Origin of the sequence: Streptomyces sp. GC420, assembly GCF_009916105.1 — a bacterium.
In the GTDB taxonomy this organism is placed as follows: domain Bacteria; phylum Actinomycetota; class Actinomycetes; order Streptomycetales; family Streptomycetaceae; genus Streptomyces.
In genome coordinates this window covers 1-12,541 of sequence record NZ_JAAAXQ010000018.1, presented here as the reverse complement: position 1 = coordinate 12,541, position 12,541 = coordinate 1, and the positions used below count along the sequence as shown (strand labels likewise).

Below are 12,541 nucleotides of genomic sequence, written 5' to 3'. Positions count from 1 at the left end.
CGTCACGGCATCGCCCTGCGGGCCGTCGCGAAGCGGGGCCGGTTGTTCAGGTCGGGGTGGTCGGCCGCGTCCGTCCAGCCGGCCTCCTCGTTGAAGATCCACGGCACCTGGCCGCCCTGGGTGTCGGCGTGCTCGACGACGACGAGCCCGCCCGGCCGCAGCAGCCGGTGCGCCGTCCGTTCGATGCCGCGGATCGTGTCGAGTCCGTCCTCGCCCGAGAAGAGGGCGAGTTCGGGGTCGTGGTCACGGGCCTCCGGCGCGACGTACTCCCATTCGGTCAGCGGGATGTACGGCGGGTTGGAGATGACCAGGTCGACCTGCCCGTCGAGCTCGGGCAGGGCCGTCAGCGCGTCGCCCTGGTGCAGCACCACCCGGGAACCCTCGACGTTCTTGCGGGTCCACCGCAGTGCCTCTTCGGACAGCTCCACGGCGTGCACCCGCGACCTGGGCACCTCCTGTGCCATGGCCAGGGCGATGGCACCCGAGCCGGTGCACAGGTCGACGATCAGCGGCTCGACGACGTCCATCGCCCGCACCGCGTCTATGGCCCAGCCGACGACGGACTCGGTCTCCGGCCGGGGCACGAACACCCCCGGACCCACCTGGAGTTCGAGGTAGCGGAAGAACGCGCGGCCGGTGATGTGCTGGAGCGGTTCGCGGGCCTCGCGGCGCGCCACGGCCTCCCAGTAGCGGGCGTCGAAGTCGGCGTCCTTGACGTTGTGCAGTTCACCCCGCTTGACGCCGTGCACGAACGCGGCGAGCTCCTCGGCGTCGAAACGCGGCGAGGGCACACCGGCGTCGGCCAGCCGCTGGGTGGCCTGGGCCACCTCGGCGAGCAGAAGGTTCACGCTCTTCCTCCAGCCGGAACGTACAGGGGTCTTCGGGGTGCCGGAGCCGGCTTTGGCCCCTGGGCTTTTCAGGACGTGGCCGCGAGCTTGGCGGCGGAGTCGGCGTCGACGCAAGCCTGGATGACCGCGTCCAGGTCACCGTCGAGCACCTGGTCGAGGTTGTACGCCTTGAAACCGACCCGGTGGTCCGAGAGGCGGTTCTCGGGGAAGTTGTACGTACGGATCTTCTCGGACCTGTCGACCGTGCGGACCTGGCTGCGGCGGGCGTCCGCGGCGTTCTTCTCGGCCTCCTCCTGCGCGGCGGCGAGCAGCCGCGACCGCAGGATGCGCAGGGCCTGCTCCTTGTTCTGGAGCTGGCTCTTCTCATTCTGGCAGGAGGCGACGACGCCGGTCGGCAGGTGCGTGATGCGCACCGCGGAGTCGGTGGTGTTGACGGACTGGCCGCCGGGCCCCGAGGAGCGGTAGACGTCGATGCGCAGATCGTTCGGGTTGATCTCGACGTCGACCTCCTCGGCCTCCGGCGTGACGAGGACACCGGCCGCGGAGGTGTGGATGCGGCCCTGCGACTCGGTCGCGGGCACGCGCTGCACGCGGTGCACGCCGCCCTCGTACTTCAGCCGGGCCCAGACGCCCTGGCCGGGCTCGGTGGCGCCCTGGCCGCCCTTGGTCTTCACGGCGACCTGGACGTCCTTGTAGCCGCCGAGCTCGGACTCGGTGGCGTCGATGATCTCCGTCTTCCAGCCGATCCGTTCGGCGTAGCGCAGGTACATCCGCAGCAGGTCGCCGGCGAACAGGGCGGACTCGTCGCCGCCCGCGCCCGCCTTGATCTCCAGGATGACGTCCTTGTCGTCGCTCGGGTCGCGCGGGACCAGCAGCAGCCGCAGCTTCTCGGTGAGCTCCTCGCGCTGCTCGGTCAGCTCCTTGACCTCGGCGGCGAAGTCCGGGTCGTCGGCGGCGAACTCGCGGGCCGTCACGATGTCGTCGCCGGTCCGCTTCCACGCGCGGTACGTGCTGACGATCGGGGTCAGCTCGGCATAGCGCTTGTTCATCCTGCGCGCGTTCGCCTGGTCGGCGTGGACCGAGGGGTCCGCGAGCTTCTTCTCCAGATCGGCGTGCTCACCGATCAGGTCCTCGACCGCCTCGAACATCTCCGGGCTCCTGAATATCGTACTGCTGAGGGAAAACGCTGCTGCTCGGGGCCGGCGCCGGAAGGCCGGAAGGCCGCGACGCCAAAAGCGCCGGCCCCGGACACCCCGTGGAGCGGGGCGGCCGAGGACCGGCGCGGTGGCTCGCTACTTCTTGGCGGAGCCGGCAGCGGCCTTCTTGCCGAAGCGGGCCTCGAAGCGGGCCACACGGCCACCGGTGTCGAGGATCTTCTGCTTGCCCGTGTAGAACGGGTGGCACTCGGAGCAGACCTCGGCCCGGATGGTGCCGGACTCGATCGTGCTGCGGGTGGTGAACGACGCGCCGCAGGTGCAGCTCACCTGGGTCTCGACGTACTCGGGGTGGATGTCGCGCTTCAAGGTTTCTCCTAGGTTCGGGAGGGCGCCGGGTCGCACGCGCGGGATGCGGGTACGTGAACCGGGGCCGACGTACCAGTCTGCCAGGACTGGCCGTATCTCCCAAAACCGGGGAGTGAAGTGATCTATTCCCGGCTCGTTCCCGGGTGGGCGGCGGGTGCCGAGGCGGCGCTCAGGAGGCGGTGGCGGGTCTCCCGCCCCGCTGCCCCGCGCGGTCCGGCGGCGGACGGCGGGGACGGCGGGGACGGCGCGGTCCCGCCGCAGCGCGGCGCCGACGTGCGGGGACCGCTTCTCCGGCGGGATCATCACCCGATCGGGGTCCGCAAGGTCGTACCGGACCGGCGGGGTGCCCCAGGTGGCTGAGCCCTCCGGCGGCCCTCACGGCCGAGGGCCCACCGCCGGTGGCGGTGGGCCCTCGTTCGCAGGACCGGCGGGCGGGGACGGCAGCCGCCCCCGCCCCGGTGCCGGTCTCAGCCGAAGATGTTGTACTGCTCGTAGCCGCTGCCGATCTTGACGGCGGTGCCGAAGATCTCGGACGTCGCCTTGCCGGTGCCCGGGTAGAGGTACAGGTTCCCGGCGGTGGAGCGGACGACGAAGTCGGGCCTGCCGTCGCCCGTGACGTCACCGGGGGCCGCGTAGGCGTTGAAGTTGTCCCAGGTGCGGACGTGGATCGCGGTCCCGAACGGCGCGGAGGCCTTGCCGGTACCGGGGAGCACGTACACCTTGCCGCCGCTGCCGCGCACGATCAGGTCGGACTTGCCGTCGTTCGTGAAGTCGCCCTTGCCGCGGAGCATGTTGTACGCGCCGTAGCCGGTGCCGCCGGTGACCCTGGTGCCGAAGGTCCCGTTGCCCTTGCCCGGGTAGACGTACAGCGTGCCGCCCGAGGTGACGGAGACCAGGTCGGGGAAGCGGTCGCCGGTGACGTCGCCCGGCACGGCGTTGAACTTCCGGGTCCCCCAGTCCGACGCGATCTTGGTGTCGGTGAAGGTGGAGCTGGACGCCGAGCGGTGCCGCCAGTACATCGCGCCGTCGGAGCTGCGGCGCATCACGTAGTCCTGGTAGCCGTCCCGGTTGAGGTCGGCCTGGATGATCAGGTTGTACGCGCTCCAGGAGCCGGAGAGCTGGCTGCGGGAGCCGAACCCGGTTCCGGTGGAGTACTTCACGTAGCCCTTGCCGCCGTGGGCGGAGTCGGAGCGCAGGAAGAGGTCGGCCTTGCCGTTGCGGCTGATGTCGGTGTCGTCGACCCGCGGACGGGCGTCGCGGTGGTACGTCGAGACCTTGGAGAAGACCTCGTAGCTGCCCTCGACGTTGCAGTACTTGCTGCCCTCGATGCCGATGCCCCAGGAGACCACGCCCACGATCTTGTTGCCGACCACCAGCGGGCCGCCGGAGTCCCCGGGGCAGGTGGTCTTGGCCGTCGCGTCGTCACCCGTGGCCGGTTCCCCGGCGCACAGCATCTTGTCCTTGACGAAGCCGCCGCCGATCGCCTCGTTGAAGTACTCGGTGCAGTCGGTGTCCGAGTTGAGCGGCAGGGTGGTCTTGAGCAGGTTCGAGGCGATGCTGTTGGGGTCGGTGGACGAGGTCATGCCCCAGCCGTACACGGTCGCATCGGTGCCCGGGGCGTACAGAGCGGAATCGGCCGGCTTGGCCATCTCCAGCGTGGAGTAGCTCAGGGGCTTGGCCAGCGTGAGCACGGCCACGTCGTTCTGGATGGTCGCGTCGCTGTAGCTCTTGTGCGTCCAGCCGCGGGTGACGTCGACCCAGGTGCCGCCGTGGCCCGCGACGGTGCCGCTGACGCTCGTACCGGCGAGCACCTCGCCGTACGTGCCCCAGTCCAGCTTGTTGCCGCTTCCGTCGTACAGGCAGTGCGCGGCGGTCAGGACCTTGTTGGGGGCGACCAGTGTGCCGCCGCAGTAGAAGTAGCCGTCGTAGAACAGCTGGACCATCCAGGAGGCCGAAGTGCTCGTGCCGCCGATGATCCGGGTGGAGACGCCCGCGTCGGCTTCCTGCGCCGTCTCCGGTTCGGCGAGGGTCATGCCCTCCTGGAGCTTTCCGACCTTCTCGGAGCCGGTCTCACCCGCGTACGACGTGGCGACGAGCGTCCCGCCCGTCAGCAGTGCCAGGGCCGCCGCCGCGGCGGGGATTATCCGGCTGAGGCGGCGTCTGTGACGGCCTTCGGAACGGGAAAAACGCACTCAAGTCCCCCCTGTGAAAGATCTGTTCGAAGAATCGAAGTGAGCCGCGATCGTACCCCTCGCCCCTGACAACGCTCAGGGCCGCCCCCGCCTCCGGCGTACCGGATGGCGGGGGCGGCCCTGTGGACCTGCTGTGACGTCCCTTCGAGCGGCGGCTAGTCGCCGTTGCCCGGCATCGGGGTCGTCTTCTGGATCTGCAGCAGGAACTCCGCGTTGGACTTCGTCTTCTTCATCTTGTCCAGCAGCAGCTCGATCGCCTGCTGCTGGTCGAGCGCGTGCAGCACCCGGCGCAGCTTCCAGACGATGCCCAGCTCCTCGCCGCCGAGCAGGATCTCCTCCTTGCGGGTGCTGGACGCGTCGACGTCCACCGCCGGGAAGATGCGCTTGTCGGAGAGCTTCCGGTCGAGCTTGAGCTCCATGTTGCCGGTGCCCTTGAACTCCTCGAAGATCACCTCGTCCATGCGCGAGCCGGTCTCGACCAGCGCGGTGGCCAGGATGGTCAGCGAGCCGCCGTCCTCGATGTTGCGCGCGGCGCCGAAGAACCGCTTCGGCGGGTACAGCGCGGTGGAGTCGACACCACCGGACAGGATGCGTCCGGAGGCGGGCGCCGCGAGGTTGTACGCGCGGCCCAGACGGGTGATGGAGTCCAGCAGGACGACCACGTCGTGACCCAGCTCGACGAGGCGCTTGGCACGCTCGATGGCCAGTTCGGCGACGGTGGTGTGGTCCTCTGCGGGACGGTCGAAGGTCGAGGAGATGACCTCGCCCTTCACCGACCGCTGCATGTCGGTGACCTCTTCCGGACGCTCGTCGACCAGGACGACCATCAGGTGGCACTCGGGGCTGTTCACGGTGATCGCGTTGGCGATCGCCTGGAGGATCATGGTCTTGCCGGTCTTCGGCGGGGCCACGATCAGCCCTCGCTGACCCTTGCCGATCGGCGACACGAGGTCGATGATCCGGGTGGTCAGGATGCCCGGGTCGGTCTCCAGGCGGAGCCGCTCCTGCGGGTAAAGGGGCGTCAGCTTGTTGAACTCCGGGCGGCCGCGCCCCGATTCGGGGGCCATGCCGTTGACGGAGTCCAGGCGGACCAGCGCGTTGAACTTCTCGCGGCGCTCGCCCTCCTTCGGCTGCCGCACCGCGCCGGTGACGTGGTCGCCCTTGCGCAGGCCGTTCTTGCGGACCTGGGCCAGGGAGACGTACACGTCGTTGGGGCCCGGCAGGTAGCCGGAGGTCCGGATGAAGGCGTAGTTGTCGAGGATGTCCAGGATGCCCGCGACGGGGATCAGGACGTCGTCCTCGGCGACCTGGGGCTCGCCCGGTCCGAACTCGTCGCGGCCCCGGCGGCCGCGGCGGTCGCGGTAGCGGCCGCGGCGTCCCCGCCTGCCGCCCTCGAAGTCGTCGTCGTCCTGGCCCTGGCCGCCGCCGCCCTGGCGCTGCTGGCCGCCCTGGTTCGGCTGCTGGCGCTGGCCGCCCTGCTCGTCGCTCTTGCCGCGGCGGTCGCGGTCGCGCTGGCCACGCTCGCCGCGGTCCCGCTCGGCCCGCTCGCCGCGGTCCCGCTCACCGCGCTCGCCGCGGTCCCGGCGGTCGCGGCGGCCGCCCTTGCCCTCGGCGGTGTCGGCGGCGGACTCGGCCTTCTGGTCGGCCTGCTTCGGCTCCCTGGCCTCGCCCTCGGCGGCCTTCGGCGCCTCCTCGTGGGCGGCCTCGGGGGCGCCGGCGGGCGCGGTGGCCCGGCGCCGGCGACGCTCGCCGGCCTGCTGGTCGTCACTGGCCGGCTGGCCAGGAATCTCGATCTGCTGCTGGGCGACGGCGACGGCCTTCTCGGCCTTGTCCTGCTGCGCGGCCGTGTCCGCCTTGTCCGGGGCCGCTGCGGCCGTGTCGCCCGTACGGGCCCGGGAGGTGGCGCGGCGCTTCGGCTTGGCCTCGGCCTCGGACGCGTCGGCGCTCTTGGCCGGGGCGGAGCCCCCTGCGGCCTGCGCCTCCTTGATGACCTCGATCAGCTGGCTCTTGCGCATCCGCGCGGTGCCCCTGATCCCGAGGCCGGACGCGACCTGCTGCAGCTCTGCCAGGACCATGCCCTCAAGGCCGGTGCCGGAACGGCGGCGCCGCGGGGCAGTGCCCGCAGTGGCGCCCGTGGCGGGCGCGGCAGTGGTGTCGACACTACTGTCGGCAGTCACGCCCATCAGATCGGTGGTGTCGCTCACGAAGGGTCCTTCCCTGGAGCGGACGTCGGCCTTCTGGCTCGGCGACCGGTTGTGCTGTCCGGCTGTGGTCCCTGGGTTCGTGGACCGGCCGGGGCGGTGGTCCGCCAACAATTACGGCGGAGGAATACATGCATGGTTACGACGCGAGAATGGAGGTGTCGCGCCGGTTCCGGAGCGTGCTCGGCACTGCTCAGCCAGGTTGCTCAGGCAGTTTGGGAGGCTCCCGGAAGAATGACGGTCCCGAAAGGGGACACCAGACACCGCACCACGAGGATGCTGGGTGCCGACTTGAGATTAACACTACCCGACCCAACAAACATTCCCCCTCTCGTTCACCGGCAATCGCCGCTCCTGTCGGCGCCCGCCGCCCGTTCACCGGCGTCCGTCCCGGCGCCGGTGCCCCCACCGGCCCCTGTCGCGTTGCCGGAACCGGTCCCGTTGCCGGAACCGGACAGCGGAAGGACGCTCGCACCCGCCGCGTCCAGGGTCAGGCGGTTCGCCGCCCAGCCCTCTCCCGCCAGCCGCGCGACCTTGTCGGCCGCGCCGTCCTCGGCCAGCGCGAGCACCGTGGGCCCCGCGCCGGAGATGACCGCGGGGACGCCGTCCGCCCGCAGCCGGTTGACCAGTGCGACGCTCTCCGGCATCGCCGGTGCGCGGTACTCCTGGTGGAGCCGGTCCTCCGTCGCGGGGAGCAGCAGCTCGGGGCGCCTGGTCAGGGCCTCGACGAGCAGTGCGGCACGGCCCGCGTTGTGCGCCGCGTCGACGTGCGGCACCGTGCGCGGCAGCAGGCCGCGCGCGGTCTCGGTCAGCACCGGCCTGGACGGCACGAAAACCACCGGAACGATGGACCGCGATGCGTCCATCCTGATCGCCCGGGCCGCTCCCGCGTCCATCCAGGCGATGGTGAAGCCGCCGAGCAGACAGGCGGCGACATTGTCGGGGTGGCCCTCGATCTCGGTGGCCAGTTCCAGCAGCGCGGTGTCGTCGAGCCGCGACTCGCCGCCTATCGTGACGGCGCGCGCGGCGACGATGCCGGCGCAGATGGCGGCGGAGGAGGAGCCGAGGCCGCGGCCGTGCGGGATGCGGTTGGCGCAGACCACCTCGAGGCCGCGCGGCTGGCCGCCCAGCAGGTCGAAGGCGGTGCGCAGGGACCGTACGAGCAGATGGCTCTCGTCACGCGGCAGGGTCTCGGCGCCCTCGCCCGCGATGTCGATGTGCAGCCCGCTGTCGGCCACCCGGACGACGACGTCGTCGTAGAGCCCCAGCGCGAGTCCGAAGGCGTCGAAGCCCGGACCGAGATTGGCGCTGGTGGCGGGGACGCGCACCCGTACGGCGGCGGCGCGGAACGCTGGACCGGCCATCGCTCGATGACTCTCCTTGGTGTGTTCGGATTCGAACCGACGCCCTGGACGGCTCCGCGGCACATGCGGCGGGCCTCTACGCGCGGGCGGGTTCAGTACAGCCTATCGAAGGTGGGTTACGTGGCGACATAGGGCGCACGGGAGGCGCACGATGCGTGTCGTATGTCTCCCGTGCCCCCTGTCGTCTGTTCCAGTCCCTTGATCCATACGATCACAGATGGCTGGAACCGGCACCCCGGGCAGTGCCGGGGTTAGGCCAGACCGAGGCTCCGCGCCGCCGTGTCGGCGTCCACCGGTACGGTGACGGGCTGCGGCGCGCCCGCGACGGCCCAGTCCGGGTCCTTGAGCCCGTTGCCGGTGACCGTGCAGACGATCCGCTGACCGGGGTCGACCTTCCCCTGCTCGGCGGCCTTCAGCAGACCGGCCACGGATGCGGCGGACGCCGGCTCGACGAAGACGCCCTCCTGCGCGGCCAGCAGCTTGTAGGCACGCAGGATCTCACGGTCCGTCACTTCGTCGATGAGACCGCCCGATTCGTCACGCGCGGCCTCGGCGTACGCCCAGGAGGCCGGGTTGCCGATCCGGATGGCGGTGGCGATGGTCGACGGGTCCTTGACGACCTCACCGCGCACGATGGGCGCGGAGCCGGACGCCTGGAAGCCCCACATGCGCGGGCGCTGCCGGGCGATCCCGTCGGCCGCATACTCCTTGTAGCCCTTCCAGTACGCCGTGATGTTGCCGGCGTTGCCGACCGGCAGGACATGGATGTCCGGCGCGTCGCCCAGCATGTCCACGATCTCGAACGCGGCGGTCTTCTGCCCCTCGATCCGCACCGGGTTGACGGAGTTGACCAGCGCCACCGGGTACTTCTCGGACAGCGCCCTGGCCAGGTCCAGGCAGTCGTCGAAATTGCCGTCGACCTGGAGGATGCGGGCGCCGTGCACCAGCGCCTGCCCCATCTTGCCCAGCGCGATCTTGCCCTGGGGGACGAGGACGGCGCTGACCATGCCCGCGCGTACCGCGTAGGCGGCGGCGGAGGCGGAGGTGTTGCCGGTGGAGGCGCAGATGACGGCCTGCGCGCCCTCCTCCTTCGCCTTGGAGATCGCCATGGTCATACCGCGGTCCTTGAAGGAGCCCGTCGGGTTGGCGCCCTCCACCTTGAGGTGGACCTCGCAGCCCGTGCGCTCGGACAGCACCTGCGCGGGCACGAGCGGCGTACCGCCCTCGCGGAGCGAGACGACCGGTGTCGTGTCGCTGACCGGCAGCCGGTCCCGGTACTCCTCGATGATCCCGCGCCACTGGTGGGCCATGGTTCCTACTCTCCTTCAACCCGCATGATGCTGGCGACACCGCGCACGGTGTCGAGCTTGCGCAGTGCCTCGACGGTCCCGGACAGGGCCGTGTCCGCGGCACGGTGGGTGACGACGACGAGGGACGCCTCGCCGTCCTTGCCCTGCTGGCGCACCGTGTCGATGGATACGCCGTGCTCGGCGAAGACCGTCGCCACCTGGGCGAGCACGCCCGGCTTGTCGGCCACGTCGAGGCTGATGTGGTACCGCGTGACGACCTCGGCCATGTCGCTGACCGGAAGCTTGGTGTACGCGGATTCGCCGGGCCCCGTCGCGTCGTTGAGCCGGTTGCGGCAGACGGCGACGAGGTCGCCGAGAACGGCGGAGGCGGTGGGAGAACCGCCCGCGCCGGGTCCGTAGAACATCAGCCGGCCGGCCGCCTCGGCTTCGACGAAGACGGCGTTGTACGCCTCGCGGACGGAGGCGAGCGGGTGGCTGAGCGGGATCATCGCGGGGTGCACACGGGCGGTCACGGACTTGCCGTCCGCCGCCCTCTCGCAGATCGCGAGCAGCTTGATCGTGCACCCCATCCGTTTCGCGGAGACGAAGTCGGCGGCCGTCACCTCGGTCATGCCCTCGCGGTAGACGTCGTCGAGGCGCACACGGGTGTGGAAGGCGATACCGGCGAGGATGGCGGCCTTGGCGGCGGCGTCGAAGCCCTCGACGTCGGCGGTCGGGTCGGCCTCGGCGTAGCCCAGGGCCGTGGCCTCGTCCAGCGCCTCGGAGTACCCGGCGCCGTGGGTGTCCATCCGGTCGAGGATGAAGTTGGTGGTGCCGTTGACGATGCCGAGGACGCGGTTGACCTTGTCGCCGGCCAGGGATTCGCGCAGCGGCCTGATCAGCGGGATCGCGCCCGCGACGGCCGCCTCGAAGTAGAGGTCGCGGCCGTGCTCCTCGGCCGCGGCGTACAGGGTGGTGCCGTCCTCGGCGAGGAGCGCCTTGTTGGCGGAGACCACCGAGGCGCCGTACTCGAAAGCGGTGGTGATGAGGGTGCGGGCGGGCTCGATGCCGCCGATGACCTCGACCACGACGTCGATGTCCCCGCGTTTGACCAGGGCGGTGGCGTCGGTGGTGATGAGCTCCTGGGGGATGCCCTCACGGACCTTCGAGGGGCGCCGGACGGCGACACCGGCGAGCTCCACCGGGGCCCCGATCCGGGCGGCGAGGTCGTCGGCGTGCGTCGTCATGATGCGCGCCACCTCTGAGCCGACCACTCCACAGCCCAGCAGCGCCACCTTCAGCGGACGCGTACGCATCATCCGACCTCGTTTCCTCTACACCTTTTGGCTGGACCAGTCTCACTCACCGGACGGCGGTTTCTAAGCCTGGTCCAGATTGCGAGACATGTTTCTCAATTACCCGACATCGAGACGCAGGAGATCTTCCTCCGTCTCCCGCCGGACGATCACACGCGCCCCGCCGTCGCGGACCGCCACGACGGGCGGCTTCAGCGCGTGGTTGTAGTTGCTGGCCATCGACCGGCAGTAGGCACCGGTCGCGGGCACGGCGAGCAGGTCGCCGGGAGCGAGGTCGCCGGGCAGGAACGCGTCCCTGACCACGATGTCCCCGCTCTCGCAGTGCTTTCCGACGACGCGGGACAGCATGGGCTCGGCGTCGGAGGTCCGGGAGACCAGCGCCACGCTGTACTCGGCGTCGTAGAGCGCGGTGCGGATGTTGTCCGACATGCCGCCGTCCACGCTGACGTAGGTGCGCAGCCCTTCGAGGGGCTTGACCGTGCCGACCTCGTAGAGCGTGAAGGCGGTGGGGCCGACGATGGCCCGGCCGGGCTCGACCGAGAGGCGCGGCGTGGCCAGTCCCGCGCTCTCGCACTCCCGGGTGACGATCTCGCCGAGGGACTTGGCGATGTCGTGGGGCTCGCTCGGGTCGTCGTCCGCGGTGTACGCGATGCCGAGGCCGCCGCCGAGGTCGATCTCCGGCAGCTCGATGCCGTGCTCGTCGCGGATGTCGGCGAGAAGGCCGACGACGCGGCGGGCGGACACCTCGAAGCCCGCCATGTCGAAGATCTGCGAGCCGATGTGCGAGTGGATGCCGACGAGTTCCAGGCCGTCCAGCTTCAGCGCGCGGCGCACCGCCTCGGCGGCCTGCCCGCCTGCCAGGGAGAAACCGAACTTCTGGTCCTCGTGCGCGGTGGCGATGAACTCGTGGGTGTGAGCCTCGACACCCACCGTCACCCGGATCTGGATGCGCTGGCGGCGCCCGGCCCGCCTGGCGATGTGCGCGACCCTGACGATCTCCTCGAAGGAGTCGACGACGAGGCGGCCGACCCCGGCCTCGACGGCCCGCTCGATCTCGTGCACCGTCTTGTTGTTGCCGTGGAAGGCGATGCGCTCGGCGGGCATCCCGGCGCTGAGCGCGGTGCTCAGCTCGCCGCCGGAGCAGACGTCGAGGTTGAGGCCCTCCTCGTGCAGCCAGCGCACGACGGCGCGGGAGAGGAAGGCCTTGCCGGCGTAGAAGACGTCGGCGTCGTCCCCGAAGGCCTCCCGCCAGGCGCGGCAGCGGCCGCGGAAGTCGTCCTCGTCGAGGATGTAGGCGGGGGTGCCGAACTCCTCGGCGAGACGGGTGACGGGGATGCCGCCGACGGCGACGACACCGTCGTCGTGCCTGCGTACGGTGCGCGCCCACACCTTCTCTTCAAGGGAGTTCAGGTCGGCGGGAGGGGCGACGTAGTGCCCGTCGGGCAGTACGTCGGCATGACGGGGCCCGGCGGGGTGTGCGGATCGGCTCATGCTCTGCGTCTCTCTCAGGTCTCACAGGTGTTCGGGTGCGCTGACGCCGAGCAGTGACAGGCCGCCGGCGAGCACCGTCCCGGCGGCTTCGGCGAGGGCGAGCCGGGACCGGTGGGCGGCCGAGGGTTTCTCGTCGCCGCGGGGCAGCACGGTGTGCTGGAACCCGAGGAGGGCGTCGGCTGTGCTTTCGAGGTGGCGGGCGAGCCGGTCGGGCGCGCGGAGCCGGGCGGAGGTCTCGAGGGCGGTGGGGTAGTCGCGGAGGAGGCCGGCGAGGCTGGTGGGGTCGGCGGGGCCTGCGGGGTCGCCGCCGTCGCGGG

Annotated in this window: 10 protein-coding genes; all 10 read right to left on the bottom strand. The window is 71.0% G+C overall.

Annotated elements, in window-relative coordinates; genetic code table 11:
• Positions 1-2: 2 nt before the first annotated feature.
• Positions 3-848 (bottom strand): peptide chain release factor N(5)-glutamine methyltransferase, encoded by an 846-nt coding sequence (prmC, locus tag GUY61_RS04020; RefSeq protein WP_166628643.1) that lies wholly within the window; start codon positions 846-848, stop codon positions 3-5.
• Between the two features lie 68 nt (positions 849-916).
• The gene (gene prfA, locus GUY61_RS04015) at positions 917-1,996 is read right to left on the bottom strand and encodes a peptide chain release factor 1 (RefSeq protein WP_166628642.1); all 1,080 of its coding nucleotides are present in this window, start codon (positions 1,994-1,996) and stop codon (positions 917-919) included.
• 144 nt (positions 1,997-2,140) lie between these two features.
• Positions 2,141-2,371 (bottom strand): 50S ribosomal protein L31, encoded by a 231-nt coding sequence (rpmE, locus tag GUY61_RS04010; protein WP_166628641.1) that lies wholly within the window; start codon positions 2,369-2,371, stop codon positions 2,141-2,143.
• A 467-nt stretch (positions 2,372-2,838) separates the two neighbouring features.
• Positions 2,839-4,563 carry a trypsin-like serine protease gene (locus GUY61_RS04005; RefSeq protein ID WP_313896499.1) on the bottom strand — a complete coding sequence of 575 codons (1,725 nt, stop codon included), beginning with the start codon at positions 4,561-4,563 and terminating at the stop codon, positions 2,839-2,841.
• Positions 4,564-4,718: 155 nt separating this feature from the next.
• Positions 4,719-6,767, bottom strand: a complete 2,049-nt coding sequence (gene rho, locus GUY61_RS04000) for a transcription termination factor Rho (protein ID WP_166628640.1) — start codon at positions 6,765-6,767, stop codon at positions 4,719-4,721.
• 332 nt (positions 6,768-7,099) lie between these two features.
• Positions 7,100-8,128: a homoserine kinase gene (gene thrB / locus GUY61_RS03995; RefSeq protein ID WP_166628639.1), complete on the bottom strand. Its 1,029-nt coding sequence runs from the start codon at positions 8,126-8,128 to the stop codon at positions 7,100-7,102.
• Positions 8,129-8,379: 251 nt separating this feature from the next.
• Positions 8,380-9,438 carry a threonine synthase gene (thrC, locus tag GUY61_RS03990; RefSeq protein WP_166628638.1) on the bottom strand — a complete coding sequence of 353 codons (1,059 nt, stop codon included), beginning with the start codon at positions 9,436-9,438 and terminating at the stop codon, positions 8,380-8,382.
• A gap of 5 nt (positions 9,439-9,443) precedes the next feature.
• The gene (locus GUY61_RS03985) at positions 9,444-10,736 is read right to left on the bottom strand and encodes a homoserine dehydrogenase (RefSeq protein ID WP_166628637.1); all 1,293 of its coding nucleotides are present in this window, start codon (positions 10,734-10,736) and stop codon (positions 9,444-9,446) included.
• Between the two features lie 96 nt (positions 10,737-10,832).
• Positions 10,833-12,224 carry a diaminopimelate decarboxylase gene (gene lysA, locus GUY61_RS03980; RefSeq protein ID WP_166628636.1) on the bottom strand — a complete coding sequence of 464 codons (1,392 nt, stop codon included), beginning with the start codon at positions 12,222-12,224 and terminating at the stop codon, positions 10,833-10,835.
• 21 nt (positions 12,225-12,245) lie between these two features.
• Positions 12,246-12,541, bottom strand: a 296-nt coding sequence (locus tag GUY61_RS03975; RefSeq protein ID WP_243766168.1) for a DALR anticodon-binding domain-containing protein, incomplete at its 5' end; no start/stop codon positions are given.

What these genes read in the sequence shown, in the direction of transcription:
- prfA (WP_166628642.1), bottom strand. Translation starts at nt 1,996, where the DNA reads ATGTTCGAGGCGGTCGAGGACCTGATCGGTGAGCACGCCGATCTGGAG.
- thrB (WP_166628639.1), bottom strand. Translation starts at nt 8,128, where the DNA reads ATGGCCGGTCCAGCGTTCCGCGCCGCCGCCGTACGGGTGCGCGTCCCC.
- thrC (WP_166628638.1), bottom strand. Translation starts at nt 9,438, where the DNA reads ATGGCCCACCAGTGGCGCGGGATCATCGAGGAGTACCGGGACCGGCTG.
- GUY61_RS03985 (WP_166628637.1), bottom strand. Translation starts at nt 10,736, where the DNA reads ATGATGCGTACGCGTCCGCTGAAGGTGGCGCTGCTGGGCTGTGGAGTG.
- lysA (WP_166628636.1), bottom strand. Translation starts at nt 12,224, where the DNA reads ATGAGCCGATCCGCACACCCCGCCGGGCCCCGTCATGCCGACGTACTG.